The sequence below is a fragment of the Bradyrhizobium sp. CB3481 genome (genome assembly GCF_029714305.1).
GTDB lineage: Bacteria > Pseudomonadota > Alphaproteobacteria > Rhizobiales > Xanthobacteraceae > Bradyrhizobium.
This window is the reverse complement of record NZ_CP121647.1, coordinates 1,112,722-1,130,740: the sequence shown is the minus strand read 5'-3', so window position 1 is coordinate 1,130,740 and position 18,019 is coordinate 1,112,722. Positions and strand designations below refer to the sequence as shown.

At 64.7% G+C, this 18,019-nt stretch carries 13 protein-coding genes; 8 read left to right on the top strand and 5 right to left on the bottom strand.

Annotation, left to right across the window (positions count from 1 at the left end):
* The first annotated feature begins 41 nt into the window (after positions 1 to 41).
* Positions 42 to 1,847, top strand: coding sequence for an adenylate/guanylate cyclase domain-containing protein (locus QA643_RS05370; RefSeq protein ID WP_283032161.1), 1,806 nt, complete (start codon positions 42 to 44; stop codon positions 1,845 to 1,847).
* A gap of 159 nt (positions 1,848 to 2,006) precedes the next feature.
* Positions 2,007 to 2,669 carry a hypothetical protein gene (locus QA643_RS05365; RefSeq protein WP_283032160.1) on the top strand — a complete coding sequence of 221 codons (663 nt, stop codon included), beginning with the start codon at positions 2,007 to 2,009 and terminating at the stop codon, positions 2,667 to 2,669.
* 184 nt (positions 2,670 to 2,853) lie between these two features.
* On the opposite strand, the gene QA643_RS05360 is transcribed toward QA643_RS05365, so the two are convergent.
* The gene (locus tag QA643_RS05360; protein WP_283032159.1) at positions 2,854 to 3,801 is read right to left on the bottom strand and encodes an alpha/beta hydrolase; all 948 of its coding nucleotides are present in this window, start codon (positions 3,799 to 3,801) and stop codon (positions 2,854 to 2,856) included.
* Positions 3,802 to 4,032: 231 nt separating this feature from the next.
* Here QA643_RS05360 and QA643_RS05355 point away from each other — a divergent pair, with 231 nt between their 5' ends.
* Both QA643_RS05355 and QA643_RS05350 read left to right on the top strand, forming a co-directional pair.
* Positions 4,033 to 4,500 carry an Hsp20 family protein gene (locus QA643_RS05355; RefSeq protein WP_283032158.1) on the top strand — a complete coding sequence of 156 codons (468 nt, stop codon included), beginning with the start codon at positions 4,033 to 4,035 and terminating at the stop codon, positions 4,498 to 4,500.
* Positions 4,501 to 4,691: 191 nt separating this feature from the next.
* Complete coding sequence (locus QA643_RS05350; protein ID WP_283032157.1) at positions 4,692 to 5,465, top strand: alpha/beta hydrolase; 774 nt, start codon at positions 4,692 to 4,694, stop codon at positions 5,463 to 5,465.
* A 160-nt stretch (positions 5,466 to 5,625) separates the two neighbouring features.
* On the opposite strand, the gene QA643_RS05345 is transcribed toward QA643_RS05350, so the two are convergent.
* Positions 5,626 to 6,366, bottom strand: a complete 741-nt coding sequence (locus QA643_RS05345; protein WP_283032156.1) for a hypothetical protein — start codon at positions 6,364 to 6,366, stop codon at positions 5,626 to 5,628.
* A gap of 483 nt (positions 6,367 to 6,849) precedes the next feature.
* On the opposite strand from QA643_RS05345, the gene gltB reads away from it, so the two are divergent.
* Positions 6,850 to 11,598: a glutamate synthase large subunit gene (gltB, locus tag QA643_RS05340; protein ID WP_283032155.1), complete on the top strand. Its 4,749-nt coding sequence runs from the start codon at positions 6,850 to 6,852 to the stop codon at positions 11,596 to 11,598.
* Positions 11,599 to 11,743: 145 nt separating this feature from the next.
* Complete coding sequence (locus QA643_RS05335; protein WP_283032154.1) at positions 11,744 to 13,201, top strand: glutamate synthase subunit beta; 1,458 nt, start codon at positions 11,744 to 11,746, stop codon at positions 13,199 to 13,201.
* A gap of 139 nt (positions 13,202 to 13,340) precedes the next feature.
* Here the strand turns inward: QA643_RS05335 and QA643_RS05330 are convergent, their stop codons facing one another.
* Entirely contained in the window at positions 13,341 to 15,047 is a 1,707-nt protein-coding gene (locus tag QA643_RS05330) for an outer membrane beta-barrel protein (protein ID WP_283032153.1), read from the bottom strand.
* A gap of 193 nt (positions 15,048 to 15,240) precedes the next feature.
* Between QA643_RS05330 and QA643_RS05325 the strand changes: the two genes are divergently transcribed.
* Positions 15,241 to 16,257, top strand: coding sequence for a KpsF/GutQ family sugar-phosphate isomerase (locus QA643_RS05325; protein ID WP_283032152.1), 1,017 nt, complete (start codon positions 15,241 to 15,243; stop codon positions 16,255 to 16,257).
* A 232-nt stretch (positions 16,258 to 16,489) separates the two neighbouring features.
* On the opposite strand, the gene QA643_RS05320 is transcribed toward QA643_RS05325, so the two are convergent.
* Positions 16,490 to 17,041, bottom strand: a complete 552-nt coding sequence (locus QA643_RS05320) for a carboxymuconolactone decarboxylase family protein (RefSeq protein ID WP_283032151.1) — start codon at positions 17,039 to 17,041, stop codon at positions 16,490 to 16,492.
* Between the two features lie 72 nt (positions 17,042 to 17,113).
* Between QA643_RS05320 and QA643_RS05315 the strand changes: the two genes are divergently transcribed.
* Positions 17,114 to 17,449, top strand: a complete 336-nt coding sequence (locus tag QA643_RS05315; protein WP_283032150.1) for a helix-turn-helix domain-containing protein — start codon at positions 17,114 to 17,116, stop codon at positions 17,447 to 17,449.
* A 121-nt stretch (positions 17,450 to 17,570) separates the two neighbouring features.
* Here QA643_RS05315 and QA643_RS05310 read toward each other — a convergent pair whose 3' ends face one another.
* The gene (locus tag QA643_RS05310; protein WP_283032149.1) at positions 17,571 to 18,014 is read right to left on the bottom strand and encodes an NfeD family protein; all 444 of its coding nucleotides are present in this window, start codon (positions 18,012 to 18,014) and stop codon (positions 17,571 to 17,573) included.
* Positions 18,015 to 18,019: the final 5 nt, after the last annotated feature.

Below are 18,019 nucleotides of genomic sequence, written 5' to 3'. Positions count from 1 at the left end.
TATGCTGCGCATTCCGGCGCAGTTGGGGATATAAAGGGGACATGGAAAGACGCCTGGCAGCCATCGTCTGCGCTGACGTCGCCGGCTATTCCCGCATGATGGGGGCCGACGAGGCGGGAACGCACGCCACGTTCAAGGCCCATCGCACCGCGATCTATCCGATCATCCTCAATCACGGCGGCCGCCTGGTGAAGAACACCGGCGACGGCTTTCTTCTGGAATTTCCCTCCATCGTCGGGGCGATCGAGGCTGCGGTGGCCATGCAGATGGTGATGGCGGAACGGAACGAGCATCTGCCGTCCGATCGCATCATGCAGTTCCGCATGGGCATCCACATGGGCGACGTGATGGCCGACGAGGACGAGGTGTTCGGCGACGACGTCAATATCGCCGTCCGCCTCGAATCGGTCGCCGCCCCCGGCGGCGTGGCGGTTTCCAGCAAGGCCTGTCACGAGGCCGGCAAGCGTCTCAGCGTCACCTTCGTCGATGCCGGTCCCCACCGGTTCAAGAATATCGAGGAGCCGATCCATGTCTGGACCTGGCAGCCCGACGGCGCCGATGCCGGCGCCCCAGCGCCCAAGGAGACATCGGCCACCAACCTGCCCGCCCAGTATCGCACCGCGATCGTGGGCGTACTCCCATTCGCCAATCTGAGCGAAAGCGCCGACGAGTATTTTGCCGATGGGCTGACCGAGGACCTGATCCACGCGCTTTCGCTGCAATCGTTCTACCGGGTGCTGAGCCGGCCCTCGACCTTCTCGTTCAAGGGCAAGAACGTGAGCACGCGCCTGATCGCGCGCGAGATCGACGCCACCTACCTGATTCAGGGGTCCGTGCGCCGCTCGCCCAACAAGATCCGCGTCACCGCCGAGTTGATCGCGCCCGAGAACGGCGAGCAATTATGGACCGGCCGGTTCGACCGCGATATCGGCGACCTCTTTGCGATGCAGGACGAGCTCACCACCAGCCTGTCGGCGGCGATCGCAGCCGAGATCTATCGGGCGGAGGCCTCCGCACCGCCGCGCTCCTCGTCCAACGACATCACCGCCTGGGATCGGTTCCTCAAGGGGCTGTCCTACTACTATCTGCAGACCCAGGCCGACGTCGAAACCTCGATCGGGCTGTTCAAGGAAGCGATCGCGCTCGATCCGACGCTCTCGATCGCGCGCGCCTATCTCGCCACCGTCCTTGTCCAGGGCATGCAGCTTGGATGGATCAAAGGTACGCGCGAAGTATGGGATGCCGCGATGAGCCTAGCGGAGAGCAGCGTCCGGCTCGATCCCCGTTCGTCCTTTGCGTTCCAGATTCTCGCCTACGTGCATGCCGCAGAAGGAAATTTCGAGGCGGCGATGGACGCAGGAAAGCGGGCGGTGTCACTCAATCCCTACGACATGGGCGCGCGCGGCGTGCTCGGCGTGTGTCATCTGGTTTCCGGTGAACACCGCAACGCCATCGAGCTGTTCACGATGGCGGCACAGAGCGGCAGCAACGATCCCCGCTATCAATGGGCGGCCGTCAATGCATTCGCGCATTACCTGCTCGGACAGTATGACGCCTCGCTGTCCTGGGCACGTGAACAGCTTTATATGAATCCCAACCATCTTCAGGCGCTCGCGATACGCGCGGCGGCGTTCGCGCAATTGGGACGCACCGCCGAAGCGGTGAGCGCGGCCGAGGTGCTCTTGAGCAACTATCCGACCCTGACCGTCGACCGGCACCTGCGGAACTTCCGCTGGAAGTCGGCGGCCGACGTCGCACATTATCGCGATGGCCTGGTGAAGGCGGGCGTCCCCTTCAGCAGGCTTGCGCTCGTCGAGTCCTCACCGAAGCTTGCCGCGGATTCCTGAGCACGTGTGAGGCGGTCGGTTGACACGGCGGCGAATTCCGCCAAGACTTGCCTACACCCTGAAGTAGCGCCTCGCCGAATTTCCTTTTTCAGAACCGTCACTCGCTCCGCGCCGCGGACGGGCCATTTTCATATTCGGCGCCTTTGAGGATTTTGAACCATGTCGGATCATGCGATTGGCACCGCGCTCGCCGGGCAATTTCCGGTCTCAACTAACAATCCTTGCCCGTTCCTGCGTGCGCTGGTCGCGGGCGGTTATGTCGGCGGCCACGTCGTGCCGCTGTCGCAGCTTGCCGAGATGGTCGGATGTGCCAGCGGCGAGACCGGCTCCGCCCTGACCAAGGTGCACATCGAAACGCGGATGGTTGCCGGCATCGCCAACGGCCTCGGCCCGGTGAGCGTGTTCAAGAGCGCGACCTCGGGTGCCCTGCTCGACGAACTGCGCAACGGCCCGCTCGACAAGCATGGTGGCGGCTCGCGCATTCTCGACGCCGAGGCCAAGGTTCACGAAGACCAGATCGAGCGGCTCGCCAGCTTCGGCAAGGACTGCAAGGATCCTGCAGGCGGCATCGAGACCGGCCTGACAGCAAAGGAAATCGAGGCCTTCATGGCGGCCAATATCAAGCGCGACGGCGACGCGGCGCGCTGGTACTTCCCGATCCTGATGAAGGGCGAGTGGCCGGTGCTGCTGAAAATCCTCGGCAAGGGCGAAGGCGAGGCACGCTATCTCAGCGTCGCCGAAGTCAGAATGCTGTTCATCGAGCGGCGGCTGCCCGAGCGCATCACGGCAAGGTTGCCGAAGCCTGCGGCTCCTAAAACATAAGCTCTCATGTCCCGGGACGCGGTGCAGTGTGAAACGCTGCTCCGCAGAGCCGGGACCCACGCCTCAGCGGATAGACCCCGGATCAGCAGCGCACCACGCCGCCAACCATAGCGCGTCGAAGACGCGCGTGAACGCGCTTATGGCGCTGCGCAGCATCCGGGGAACGCACACGGATGCCAGAACATCACTTGAACAGCGGCGTGCCCGGCACGAAGGCGTCGAACGCCGCCCAGAATTGGCTGCGGTAGCGGTCCTGCTCCTGCAGGATTTCATGCTTGGAGCCGGCGATGACGAGGTGCGAGCCGGCGCGCAGGTGATAGGCGAACTCCTCGATCGCGGCGGTCGACACGATGCTGTCGTTGCTGGCGGCCAGCATCAGGATCGGCTGGCGGATTTCCGATGGGTAGTTCATGCCGCGAAACGTATTCATCGCCCGGAACGCGGTATCGGCCCAGGCTACCGTCGGTGAGCCGAGGCCAAGCGTCGGATCTTCCTCGAAGATTGCGGCGTTGCGCGCGTAGCGCACGGGATCGCTGGTGAAGGGATTGTTGATGAAGGATTCCGTGCCGGTCAACTTATCGCCGCCGCCGGGCACGTAGCGGCCGCCCTGCCCCATCAGCCGCATCACGCGCAGCAGTGCCCGCGCCGGAAATGCAGTCGTGCGCCCCGGCAGGTCGATCATCGGCGCCGACAGCACCATGCGGTCGAACCAGCGCTTTCCGGCATGCGCGATCCTCAGCATCACGGCGCCGCCCATCGAATGCGCCAGCGCGAAAAAGGGCGGCGGGCAATCCGGCAGCACCACCTGCTGCACGAAGGTTTCGACGTCGACCTCGTAATCGGAGAAGTCGCGGACATAACCCTTGCGCGGATCGCGCAGCCGGCGCGAGGAATGACCCTGCCCGCGCCAGTCGATCATCGCCACCGCAAAGCCGCGGTCGCGCAGGTCGCGCACTGTCTCGAAATATTTCTCGATCGGCTCGCTGCGCCCGGTGAAGACGCAGACCGTGCCCTTGCGCCCGGCCGGCGGCGCCCAGCGCGCGAACCGCAGTTCCGCCCCATCGGGCGTCTTGATGGTACCCGAGACGACGTCCTCCGGAACCGGGTTGGCGGGGATCGAGACGAGCGTCATGACGGGAACCGAATAGGTGAAAAAGGCTGGAAATCAAGGCGGGGGCGCAAAAAGGGGCCCGTTTCGCCCCTCTTGAACGCCATTTCACCCCTCCCATATCATTTCTGTGCAGGCCGCTACCAGTGTTTCGGACCCGAAACGGAAGGCTCCGAAAAACTGAGGCTGCACGGACTACGGCCCGGCCCGATGGCGGGCGGGTAATTGAAACAGTCGCTCAATGGAGGACTATCTATGCGTACCTATGATCTCACCCCGTTTTATCGTTCCACCGTCGGCTTCGACCGCTTCTTCAATCTGCTCGACCAGGTGACCTCCGACGGCAGCCCCGGTTATCCGCCCTACAATATCGAGCGCACCGGCGAGAACGCCTACCGCATCAGCGTTGCGGTATCCGGCTTCTCGCAAGGCGAGCTTTCGATCGTCGCGAAGGAAAATACGCTGACGATCAAGGGCGAGAAGACCGCCAATGAGAACGGCAAGGACAAATCCGAAGTGCTCTACCGCGGCATCGCCGCGCGCGCCTTCGAGCGCGTCTTCCAGCTTGCCGATTTCGTGCAGGTGAAGAACGCTTCGCTCGAGAACGGCCTGCTCCATGTCGATCTCGTCCGCGAGATCCCCGAGGCCAAGAAGCCGCGCAGCATTCCGATCAGCTCGGGCGCGCAGGCCCCGCAGGTGGTCGACGCTTCCGTCGCCGCGTAACGGCGGCCAGCCGTTCAGCAGATATTGGCTGAATGCGAAAACGCCCCGGGAAACCGGGGCGTTTTTTTGCGCGCCATCTGGTCCGCATTCTCGTCGTAAAGGTGCATCACGTCGGCGTGACGACCGTAACGATGCTGCTGCTCCCATCGAAATTGCCAACGAGCCGGGACAACCAGATACGGAGCAGATCGATGAAAACCTTGCGAACACTGACAGTCGTTGCCGCCCTTCTTGCCGGATCGCTCGGCGCGCAAACCGCGCCGGCGCTCGCTGCCGCGCCTGAAAAGATCAAGAACGTCGTGCTGGTGCACGGCGCCTGGGCCGACGGATCCAGCTGGTCAAAAGTTATTCCGCGGCTGCAGGCGGCCGGGCTTCACGTCACCGCGGTCCAGAATCCGCTGACCTCGCTGGAAGACTCGGTCGCCGCCACGCGCCGCGCGCTGGCGCAGCAGGATGGTCCGACCGTGCTGGTGGCGCATTCCTGGGGCGGCACTGTCATCAGCGAAGTCGGCAACGACCCGAAGGTCACGGGGCTGGTCTATATCGCGGCGCGCGCCCCCGACGCGGGCGAGGATTTCGTCGCGCTCTCACAGAAGTTTCCGACGGGCCCGGCGCGCGCCGGCGTTCAGGAGCATGACGGCTTCACCAAACTGTCCGAGGATGCATTCCTGAAATATTTCGCCAATGGCGTCGACCGGAAGACCGCGGAAGTGCTCTACGCCGTGCAGGAGCCGACCGCAGCCTCGCTGTTCGCCGGCCGCACCACCGCCGCCGCCTGGCGCAGCAAGCCGAGCTGGTATGCCGTGTCGAAGCAGGACGACACGATCAATCCCGATCTCGAACGCTTTCTTGCCAAGCGGATGAACGCAACGACGGTCGAGCTGGATGCCGGCCACCTGTCGCTGGTGTCGCAGCCCGACAAGGTCGCCGATCTCATCCTGGCTGCCACGGGCCAGCACGAATAGCTGGAGCAAAGAAAACGCCCCGGAAGACCGAGGCGGTTCTGATATTGCTGTCGACCCATAACCACCGGCTGTGGTTTTGCGAGAGGCGTCTGTCATATCGCTCTGATTGATAGATCACGCGGTATGGGCCCCTGCCTTCGCAGGGGCGACGATGGAAGCTTTACTCCAACCCCTGCACGTTCGGCATATCCTTGGTCGGCGCGATCTGCGGCGCGGACTTGTCCGGAATGGTCCCGGTCGCAGCCGGTGCAGCCGCGGCCTGTGTCTCGGTCGGCTTCGGTGCGGGCACCGCGGCCTGCTGGACCGGCGCCGGCGCAGGCTTGGCAGCGACCGGGCTGGCCTTCGGCATCGGCACTGTTCGGCTCGCCACCTGCGCGGCCGGCTTTGACGGCCGCGGTGCGGCCTGGACAGGGGCCGCCGGTGTCGCGGGCTGGACGTGAGCCTGCGTGCCGGCTGGCGGCACTGGAGCGGCCGGCGGCGGGCGCAGCGCGCTCTGGTCTTCGAAGAAATTGTCGCCCGTACGGTAGGGCACGAAGCGGATGATCCGGCCGTTGCGGGCGTCGATCACCAGCCGGCCGTCCTCGCCGCCCCTGTCGATCGCCGAGATCGTATAGACGAAGCCACGCAGCCGCGGGATGCCGAGCGGCGAGAAGCCGTTGTCGCGCAGCACGGAATAGACTTCCGTTGACGGCAACAGGCCGGGACCGGGGGCGTAGCCGTATTGCGGGCCGGGTACGTAATCCGGACCCGGGGCGTAGCGCGGCCCATGGACCACCGGCGGAGCCACCGCGTATGGCGCATCGAAATCCGACGCCGCCGTGTAGCGCCCAGCTACCTGCGCCTGCGCGCTGCCCGCCAAAAGGACCAGTCCCGCCGCCAAAGATCCCGTGAACAACTTCATTATCGAAAGCTCCTGTAAGCCCCGCAGCCGCCGGGCCCTGGCGGGAGCATTTCGCTCTCTCGCCCGTTGACCCGCGGCGAATTTCGTTAGGAAATCCGGCGGTCCTTGGGCCAGATCGGGGCACGCTGCTGCCGCAAGGCCCTGCCCGGCAGCTTTTCCCCGGCTGCGAGGCCCGAATCCGCATGCGGGCGAGGACTTTCACGCGCTTGTGTGATAGAGAAAAATTTGGCATGGTCGAAGTTAGGACAGTATCACTGTCTCAATTGCGGAGCTGTCCCGGCACAGGGATTGCAACGAAACCGTGGCGCCACGAGCTCCAGGGCAGTGCAGGCAAGGCCGTTCCTCAGGGACGTTGAACGGGAAAGCCTGAATTTAAGAAATTGCGGCTCGCGGCGGACGAGCGGTGGCCCGGTGGGTGCCGCAAGCGTCCAAGGTGCGCCGACGATGCGGTGAGGCCCTTTAGCCTTTTTTGAGAGGAATGAAATGAGCGGGTCGGAATTCGAGCGCGAAAACATCGTGGCAGAAACCCTGTCGGCGACCGCGGCTTCGAAACCGGCCGACACGCTGCCTGAGGATTCTCGCCGCGAGCATGATTGGCGCCCGCCGGCCGAGGGCCTGTATGACCTCAGCCTGGAGAAGGATTCCTGCGGCGTCGGCTTCATCGCCAATATCAAGGGCCGGAAGTCGCACCAGATCGTCTCCGACGCGCTCAACATTCTCTGCAACCTCGAGCATCGCGGTGCCGTCGGCGCCGATCCGCGCGCCGGCGACGGCGCCGGCATTCTGGTGCAGATCCCGCACGCCTTCTTTGTCCGCAAGGCCGCCGAGATCGGCTTCGAGCTGCCGGAGCCGGGCCACTACGCGATCGGCGCGCTGTTCATGCCGAAGGAGACGGCGTGGCGAAAGGTGATCCAGAGCATCATCGCCGACCAGATCAAGGAAGAAGGCCTCCTGCTGCTCGGCTGGCGCGACGTGCCGTCCGACAACGCCTCGCTCGGCGTCACCGTCAAGCCGACCGAGCCCTACCACATGCAGGTGTTCATCGGCCGCAACGGCACGGCGAAGACCGACGAAGAGTTCGAGCGCCGGCTCTACATCTTGCGCAAGTCGATCTCGCAGGCGATCTATCAGCGCCGCGACCGCGGCATGGCCGGCTATTACCCGGTCTCGCTGTCGTGCCGCACCTTGATCTACAAGGGCATGTTCCTCGCCGACCAGCTCGGCAAGTACTATCCCGACCTGCATGAGAAGGATTTCGAGAGCGCGCTGGCGCTGGTGCATCAGCGCTTCTCGACCAACACCTTCCCGACCTGGTCGCTGGCGCATCCGTACCGGATGATCGCCCACAACGGCGAGATCAACACGCTGCGCGGCAACGTCAACTGGATGGCGGCGCGCCAGGCGTCCGTACATTCGGAGCTCTACGGCAAGGACATCAGCCGTCTCTGGCCGATCTCCTATGAAGGCCAGAGCGACACCGCCTGCTTTGACAACGCGCTGGAATTCCTGGTGCAGGGCGGCTATTCGCTGCCGCACGCGGTCATGATGATGATTCCGGAAGCGTGGGCCGGCAATCCGTTGATGGACGAGCAGCGCCGCGCCTTCTACGAATATCACGCCGCGCTGATGGAGCCGTGGGACGGCCCCGCCGCCATCGCCTTCACCGACGGCCGCCAGATCGGCGCGACGCTCGACCGCAATGGCTTGCGTCCGGCGCGCTATCTCGTCACCAAGGACGACCGCATCGTGATGGCGTCCGAAATGGGCGTGCTCAAGATTCCCGAGGACCAGATCGTTACCAAGTGGCGGCTGCAGCCCGGCAAGATGCTGCTGGTCGACCTCGATCAGGGACGGCTGATCCCGGACGACGAGATCAAGGCTGATCTGGCCAAGAGCCATCCCTACAGCGACTGGCTGCATCGCACCCAGCTCGTGCTGGAGGAATTGCCTGATGCGCCCGTCAAGGGCATGCGCTCGAATCTGCCGCTGCTCGACCGGCAGCAGGCATTCGGCTATTCGCAGGAAGACATCAACATCCTGATGACGCCGATGGCGGCGACCGGCGAGGAAGCCGCCGGCTCGATGGGCAACGACACGCCGATCTCGGCGCTGTCGGACCGGCCGAAGCCGCTTTTCACCTACTTCAAGCAGAACTTCGCGCAGGTCACCAACCCGCCGATCGATCCGATCCGCGAGGAGCTGGTGATGAGCCTCGTCTCGATCATCGGGCCGCGGCCGAACCTGTTCGACCTGCAGGGCATGGCTTCGACCAAGCGGCTCGAAGTGCGCCAGCCGATCCTGACCGATGCGGACCTGGAAAAGATCCGTTCGATCTCGGATGTTGCCGACACCCATTTCAAGTCGCGCACGCTCGACACCACCTTCCATGCCGGCTTCGGCGCGGCGGGGATGGAGCAGGTGCTCGACGAACTCTGCGCACGCGCGGAAGGAGCGGTGCGCGAAGGCGTCAACATCATCATCCTGTCAGACCGCATGGCCGGCACCGACCGGATTCCGATCCCCTCGCTGCTCGCCTGCGCCGCCGTGCATCACCATTTGATCCGCACCGGCCTGCGCACCTCGGTGGGCATCGTCGTCGAATCAGGCGAGCCGCGCGAGGTGCATCATTTTGCGTGCCTGGCCGGCTACGGCGCCGAAGCGATCAATCCCTACCTGGCGTTCGAAACCATCATCGCGATGAAGGACCGCCTGCCGGGCGCGCTCGACGATTATGAAATCGTCAAGCGCTACATCAAGTCGATCGGCAAGGGCCTGCTCAAGGTGATGTCCAAGATGGGCATCTCGACCTATCAGTCCTATTGCGGCGCGCAGATCTTCGACGCCGTCGGGCTGAAGGCCGATTTCGTCGCCAAGTATTTCGCCGGCACCCACACCCGTATCGAGGGCGTGGGCCTCGCCGAAATCGCCGAGGAAACCGCGCGCCGCCATGCCGACGCGTTCGGCGAAGCACAGGTCTACAAGACCGCGCTCGACGTCGGCGGTGAATATGCTTACCGCACCCGCGGCGAGGACCATGCCTGGACGGCCGAGTCCGTCTCCACGCTGCAGCATGCCGTGCGCGGCAATTCGCAGGAGCGCTACCGCGCGTTCGCAAAGATCCTCAACGAGCAGTCCGAGCGGCTGCTGACGCTGCGCGGCCTGTTCCGGATCAAGACCGCCGACGACGAGAAGCGCAAGCCGGTGAAGCTCGACCAGGTCGAGCCTGCCTCCGAAATCGTCAAGCGCTTCGCCACCGGCGCGATGAGCTTCGGCTCGATCTCGCGCGAGGCGCACACCACGCTCGCGATCGCCATGAACCGGATCGGCGGCAAGTCGAACACCGGCGAAGGCGGCGAAGAGGCCGATCGCTTCAAGCCGATGGCGAACGGCGATTCGATGCGTTCGGCGATCAAGCAGGTCGCCTCGGGCCGCTTCGGCGTGACGACGGAATACCTCGTCAACTCCGACATGATGCAGATCAAGATGGCGCAGGGCGCCAAGCCCGGCGAAGGCGGCCAGTTGCCCGGCCACAAGGTCGACGCGACCATCGCCCGCGTGCGGCATTCGACGCCCGGCGTCGGCCTGATCTCGCCGCCGCCGCATCACGACATCTATTCGATCGAGGATCTGGCGCAGCTGATCTACGACCTCAAGAACGTCAATCCGGACGGCCAGGTCTCGGTCAAGCTGGTCTCCGAAATCGGCGTCGGCACCGTGGCCGCGGGCGTTGCCAAGGCGCGCGCCGACCATGTCACCATCGCGGGCTTCGAGGGCGGTACCGGCGCGTCTCCCCTCACCTCGATCAAGCATGCCGGCAGCCCCTGGGAAATCGGCCTTGCCGAAACCCACCAGACGCTGGTCCGCGAGCGGCTGCGCAGCCGCATCGTGGTGCAGGTCGACGGCGGCTTCCGCACCGGGCGCGACGTCGTGATCGGCGCGCTCTTGGGCGCCGACGAGTTCGGCTTCGCCACCGCGCCCTTGATCGCGGCCGGCTGCATCATGATGCGCAAGTGCCATCTCAACACCTGCCCGGTCGGCGTCGCGACCCAGGATCCGGTGCTGCGCAAGCGCTTCACCGGCCAGCCCGAGCACGTCATCAATTACTTCTTCTTCGTCGCCGAGGAAGTCCGCGAGATCATGGCTTCGCTCGGCTACAAGAAGTTCGACGAGATGGTCGGCCAGACCCAGATGCTCGACCAGTCCAAGTTGGTGGCGCACTGGAAAGCCAAGGGCCTCGATTTCTCAAAGCTGTTCGTGCGGCAGAAGGAAGAGAAGGGCCAGAAGATCTATCATGCCGAGCCGCAGAACCATCATCTGGAGAAGGTGCTGGACCGCCGCCTGATCGAGAAGGCGCAGGCCGCGCTCGACCGCGGCGCGCCGGTCAAAATCGAGGAAGAGATCAACAACACCGACCGCTCCGCGGGCGCGATGCTGTCGGGCGCGGTCGCAAAAATCTACGGCCATGCCGGACTGCCGCATGACACCATTCATGTCGGCCTGAAGGGCACCGCGGGCCAGGCATTCGGCGCGTGGCTGGCGCGCGGCGTCACCTTCGATCTCGAAGGCGAAGGCAACGACTATGTCGGCAAGGGCCTGTCCGGCGGTCGCATCATCGTCAAGCCGCCCCGGAATTCCGGCATCGTGCCGGAAGAATCCATCATCGTCGGTAACACGGTGATGTACGGTGCGATCGAGGGCGAATGCTATTTCCGCGGCATCGCCGGCGAGCGCTTTGCTGTGCGTAACTCCGGTGCGGTCGCGGTGGTCGAAGGCGCCGGCGATCATTGCTGCGAATACATGACCGGCGGCATCGTCGTCGTGCTCGGCAAGACCGGCCGCAACTTCGCGGCCGGCATGTCGGGCGGCATCGCCTACGTGCTGGACGAGGCCGGCGATTTCGAAAAGCTCTGCAACCTCTCGATGGTCGAACTCGAGCCGGTGCTGTCGGAAGAGCTGATCAACGCCGGCACCTACAATCACTCCGGCGATCTCGAGGCGCATGGCCGGGTCGATGTGTTCGCCAATCTGCTGGAGTCCGATATCGAGCGGCTGCACATCCTGATCACGCGCCACGCCAAGCTGACCGGCTCGAAGAAGGCCGCCGAGATCCTCGCGAACTGGAAGGCCTGGCTGCCGAAATTCCGCAAGGTGATGCCGGTGGAATACCGCCGCGCGCTGAAGGAAATGAAGGCGAACGCCGACGCCGAGCCGAAAATCGCGATCGGGGCTTGATCACAACAAGCCCGTCATTGCGAGCGCAGCGAAGCAATCCATCGCTCCCCAAGCCGAACCATGGATTGCTTCGTCGCCAGCGCTCCGCGCAATGACGGAGGCAGGACGAAACAAACGAACGCAAGATGCAGGGGCATCAGGTTTAATGGGCAAGATCACAGGTTTTCTCGAGATCGACCGCAATGAACGCAAGTATGCGCCGGTCGCCGATCGTTTGAAGCATTATCGCGAATTCGTCATTCCCCTGAGCGAGAAGGACACCCGCGACCAGGCCGCGCGCTGCATGAACTGCGGCATCCCCTATTGCCACGGCACCGGCTCGGTGGCGCCGGGAACGCCCGGCTGTCCGGTCAACAACCAGATCCCCGACTTCAACGACCTCGTCTATCAGGGCAACTGGGAAGAGGCCTCGCGCAACCTGCACTCGACCAACAATTTCCCCGAATTCACCGGCCGCATCTGCCCGGCGCCGTGCGAGGCCTCCTGCACGCTCAACATCGACGACAACCCGGTCACCATCAAGACCATCGAATGCGCCATCGTCGATCGCGCCTGGGACAATGGCTGGCTGAAGCCCGAAATCCCTGCGGCAAAGACCGGCAAGAAGGTCGCGATCGTCGGCTCCGGCCCTGCCGGCCTTGCCGCCGCGCAGCAGCTCGCGCGTGCCGGGCATGACGTCCATGTCTACGAGAAATTCGCCAAGGCCGGCGGATTGCTTCGCTACGGCATTCCCGACTTCAAGATGGAAAAGCACGTCATCGATCGCCGCGTGGCGCAGATGGAGGCCGAGGGCGTCACGTTCCATTACGGCGTCCATGTCGGCGGCACCTCGCAAGGCGCGATCGATCCGCGCGAGCTGCTCAACCAGTACGACGCGGTGGCGTTGACCGGCGGCGCCGAAGCCGGCCGCGACCTGCCGATCCCCGGCCGCGAGCTCGACGGCATCCACTTTGCGATGGATTTTCTGCCGCAGCAGAACCGCCGGGTTTCCTCCGAGCCGCTCGGCGACGCCAAGGATATTTTGGCGGGCGGCAAGCACGTCGTCGTGATCGGCGGCGGCGACACCGGTTCGGACTGCATCGGCACCTCGTTCCGGCAGGGCGCGAAGTCCGTGACCCAGCTCGAGATCATGCCGGCCCCGCCCGAACATGAAAACAAAGGCATCACCTGGCCGAACTGGCCTCTGAAGATGCGGATCTCGTCGAGCCAGGCCGAAGGCGCCGCCCGCGAATTCGCCGTGCTGACGCAAAAATTTTCCGGCGTCGACGGCAAGGTGCAGAAGCTGCATTGCGTCAAGGTCGACGACAAGTTCAAGCCGCTGCCCGGCACCGAGTTCGAGCTCGATGCCCAGCTCGTGCTGCTCGCCATGGGTTTTGTGCATCCCGTGCACGAGGGCATGCTGAAGACGCTCGGCGTCGACCTCGACCAGCGCGGCAATGTCCGCGCCAACACGCACGACTACCATACCTCGCTGCCCAACGTGTTCTCCGCCGGCGACATGCGCCGCGGCCAGTCGCTGGTTGTCTGGGCGATCCGCGAGGGCCGCCTGTGCGCGCGGGCGATCGATCAATATCTGATGGGGACGACGACGCTGCCGCGGTGAAGCTGTCTCCTCCTACACGACTGTCATCGCCCGCGAAGGCGGGCGATCCAGTATTCCAGAGGCCTTTACTTTGAGTCGATAAGCCGCAGCGTACTGGATGCCCCGCCTGCGCGGGGCATGACAGCTTCCTTGTGGCTCCTCAATTCTGTACCCGCACCCCTAGCATCATCACCGTCGACGCCGAGCTATTCCCCGGCAAATTCGACTCCAGCCAGTCGCGGCGCAGCGTGCCGCGGAGCCAGAGGTTGCGGTTCATCTTGTAGATGGCTTCGCCCGACACCGTGAAGATCTTGTCGCGCCGCGGATTGCCCTGGTAGTCGAGCGTGCCCCAGGTGAATTTTCCGATCGTCGTCAGCCAGCGGCGGAAGTCGTGGTCGACCTCGACGGTGTAGATGTGCGTCAGCACGCCCGAGGTGCCCGGCAGCGTGGTCTCGGTGATCGTGGTGTCGGAATAGAATTTGGCCGTGGTCAGCGGCGTCGCGGTCCACACCAGCGAGGACGAGACGAGCAGGCCTTCAAGGCGATTGAGCCTGACATCGACATAGTCGCGCATGGCGTAGCCGACGGCGATTTCGCCGGTCAGCAGCCGCGAGAATTCGAAACTGGTGCCGCCCTTGGCGTAGCCGCCCGCGGAGTCGCGCGCAAAGCCGGCGCGGTCGAGCCTGAGGTCATGCACGCGGCTATCACCCTGCACTTCCACGAACGGCTTGATGCCGGGCTTCAGATCATAGCTGACGCGGCCGACGCCGCCGTACTGGGTGAAGTTGCGGTCGTCGTTGGTGCTGGAGGTGCCGTCTGTCAGCTTCGAGTTGGTGTAGTCGGTGCGGTCAACGGTAGCGCCGGCGGACACCTGCAGGCGGTTGAAGCTCTGGTCGACGCCGATCGTGCTGCCCACCGTGGTGTAAACAGGATATCTGGCGAGGCCCGCCTGCACGTTCGGGCTGCCGGGATTGTCGGTCGAGAGGAACAGGCGCCCCTGCGCAGTCAGCCGCGTATCGCGACTGACGTCGAGGCGCCCATCGACATGGCCGATGAAATTCGGCCGGTCGATATCGAGCGGCGCCGACAGCGGCGTGCCGTCCGCGTTCGGCGTCAGATTGCTGGTGTAGCCGGTGAAGGAGCCGCGGAGGTCGGCGACCAAAGCGTGGCGTTCCCAGTCGGAGACCGCCAGAAACTCCGGCGCGACCACGTAGACCGGCCTGCCTTGCTCCGCAGCCAGACGTCCGGGATTGGTATCGTAACCGGCGGAGACTTCGACGGCGGATTTGATCAGGAAGCTGCCGGCATAGTCGCCGACCGCGCCGAACGGATCGTCGTCGACCTTGAGGCGCTTGCGCGGCGGCTGTCCCACGATTGTGCCCGCCATCGCCGGCGGGATCGGCGTCTTGTGCGCCGACTCCGACGGCGGAATCGAAAGCCGCAGTGACGTATTCGATGCGATCGCCGGCCGGGGCGGGCTGCCTGGCCCGATCGGCGGCTTCGGCCTTGGCTGCGCCGGATAATATTTTGGCTGCTTGCGCTTGCGGTTGAGCGAGTCGTAGCCGGTGTCGGCAGCGCCGGTCGCGGCCGGCAGGCCGTATTTCGGGATCGGCCCGGCGCGCCGCGGCGCGGGCTGCTCGTTCTCCGGGAGTTTTGGGCTGGTGAGCGGGTCGTTCACTTCCGCCGCAGTCCGGCGCAGCGGCGAATCCGGCGGCGCCGTCTGGCCGGTGCGGCGGGAGCTGAACAGGTCTGGGGTGACGGTCTGCGCCTGCGCCACGGTTCCCGATACGGCCATTAGCGCAAGGCACGGCAAGACGGCGCACAGGACGCGCGCGCGGCTGTTCCGGGCCGTTGCTGGCCTCGCCATCACCAAAAATATACTCCAACCAAAACAGTCACTTAGCTGGCATGCTCCGCACCCTCGGCCGGAACATGTCGTTAATGGAGTTAAAACAATTATGGTTAATGAGCCGTTGCGGGCGTCCGCTCGCGTCGCATCGCTGGTGCAGCCATGCTATGGACGGCTTTGGCGCGTAGCGCCCTTCTCCCTTGGAACAGACATGGCCAATCCGCATCCGCTGATGACAGATTCATCCGGCACCGATCCCGCTCAATCCGCCGTACAGTCGGCCCTGCGCACGCTTGACGCCGAGGGCAGCGGGATCGCCGCGCTGACGGCAGCGCTGCAGTCCGACCTCCGCGCCCCCTTCACCGCTGCCGCCGACCTGATCCGGAACGCCAAGGGACGGCTGATCGTCACCGGGCTCGGCAAATCAGGCCATATCGGCCGCAAGATCGCCGCGACCTTTGCCTCGACCGGCACGCCGGCTTTCTTCGTCCATGCCGCCGAGGCGAGCCATGGCGACCTCGGCATGATCACGGCCGAGGACGTCATCCTGGCGCTGTCCTGGTCCGGCGAGCAGCCGGAGATGAAGAACCTGATCACGTATGCCAAGCGCTTCCGGATTGCCGTAATCGCGATGACGGCGGATCGGGAATCCTCGCTCGCCAAGGCGGCCGACATCGCCCTGACGCTGCCGAAGGCGCGCGAGGCCTGTCCGCACAACCTGGCGCCGACCACCTCCTCGCTGATGATGCTGGCGCTCGGCGATGCCCTTTCGATCGCGCTGCTCGAAGGCCGCGGCTTCACCTCGACCGACTTCAGCGTGCTGCATCCGGGCGGCAAGCTCGGCGCGCTCTTGAAATATGCCCGCGACCTCATGCATTCCGGCGAATCGATTCCGCTGAAGCCGCTCGGCACCAAAATGTCCGAGGCGCTGGTGGAGATGACGTCCAAGGGATTCGGCTGCGTCGGCATCGTCGATGCGCGCGGCCATCTCGCCGGCATCGTCACCGACGGCGATTTGCGCCGCCACATGGATCATCCCGACCTGATGGCGGCGACTGTCGACGAGGTGATGACCAAAAATCCGAAGACGATCGCACGCGACGTGATGGCCGGCGAGGCGCTGGAGATTCTCAATTCCTCGAAGATCACGACCTTGATCGTGACCGACGGCAGCAAGCCGGTCGGCATCGTGCATCTGCACGACTTTTTGCGCGCGGGCGTGGCGTAGGGCGGTCTCTCCCCCGTCATTGCGAGGAACAACGCGACGAAGCAATCCACCTATCCGTTATGCCGCGAAATGGATTGCTTCGCTTCGCTCGCAATGACGGGGTTAGGCCTTTACTGGAAATTTCGCAGTGCCGTAGGGTGGGCAAAGGCGCGCTTGCGCCGTGCCCACCATCTGTCACCGAATGCGCAGCTTGATGGTGGGCACGCTGCGCTTTGCCCACCCTACCACTCCGTCACTGCGGAAATCGCGCGCCCTTCTCCTCCAGCGGCAGCGCCAGGCCATTCGCGAGATACGACACCGTGCGATAGAATCCGCACAGCAGAATGATCTCGAATATCTGCGCCTCGTCATAATGCGCCGCGAGTGCGGCGAACTCGGCATCACCGAGCGTGGCGCGCTCGTGCAGTGCATCGACGGCGGCAATCAGGGCCTGTTCGGCCGCTGACCAGCATTCCGCATCGGCGGCGCCAGTCACGGTGGCGCGGACCTGCTCTTCCGTCAGGCGCGCAGCCCCGGCGAATGTCGTGACATGCACGCCCCATTCATATTCGCAGCCCGTCCGCGCGCAGGTGCGGTCGATGACGATCTCGCGCTCGCGTAACGACAGCGGCCCGCGGTCGAGCAGGCCGCCGGCGGTGAATTTCTCCCAGGCGCGGGCGCTGCCGGCGACGACGCGGAACAGCATCAGCGGCGGCGCCCCGCGCATGATGCGGTCGAACTGCGCGGCAATATCAGGTGCATAAGGCGGATCGAGCGGCGCGATGCGCGGCAAGGTCTGGGACACGGCCAACTCCTGTGCTACAAATAACGTAGCACAACGCTACATTATTTGTAGCGATACGCAAGAGGGTCTCCCATGCCGAAACCGGCCGCCACCACCAAACCACGCGCCGTCCGCGGCTCCCGGACCGGGCGGCCGATCATGGCCCTGCTCGACCTGCTCGGCCGCCGCTGGACCTTGCGGATCGTGTGGGAGCTGCGCGAGGGCCCGCTGACCTCGCGGGCGCTGCGCACCGCCTGCGACGACGCCTCGCCGACGGTGATGCAGGCCCGCCTTTCGGAGCTGCGCGAGGCCGGCCTCGTCGAGCTGCTTTCCGGCGACGGCTATTGCCTGACATCGCTCGGCCGGGAGCTGATGGAGAGCTTCCTGCCGCTGCATCGCTTTGCCGAGCGCTGGAGCAGGCGAAGCTGACCTCTTCCTCGTCACGTTCGATCAACTCGCACCGAATTCGCGGCGAGAGCCCCTCACCCCTGCCCTCTAAGAGCAAGCTTCGCTTGTCTCGACCCCGTGAAGAACGGGGCGAGGGAGTTCATCAAGCCATCGCCACCGTCAGGCTGGCGCCATCGGCCTGCACCACCTTGACGCGGCTGCCGGCGGGTGCGTCGGGGCCGGCGACGCGCCAGATCGTGTCGTCGATCCGCACCGTGCCCGTCCCGTCGATGATCGGCTTGTCCAAAGTGAATTCGCGGCCGATCAGCGCCTTGGTCCGGTTGTTGAGAAACGGGCTCTGGCTGCTGCTTCCGGCGCTGCGCGCGAAGTAGCGCCAGGCCGGTACTGCCGCGATCGCGAATATCGCGAACATCAAAAGCTGCGTCTGCCAGGACGGGTTCATGGCAAACGAGACAAGCCCGACCAGCAGCGCCGCGAGCCCGAGCCAGAAGATGAAGACACCCGGCGCGAGCAATTCCAGCGCCATCAGGATGAAGCCGAAGATCAGCCAGTTCCAGGTGCCGAGGGTGGAAAACATATCGGCCATGACAC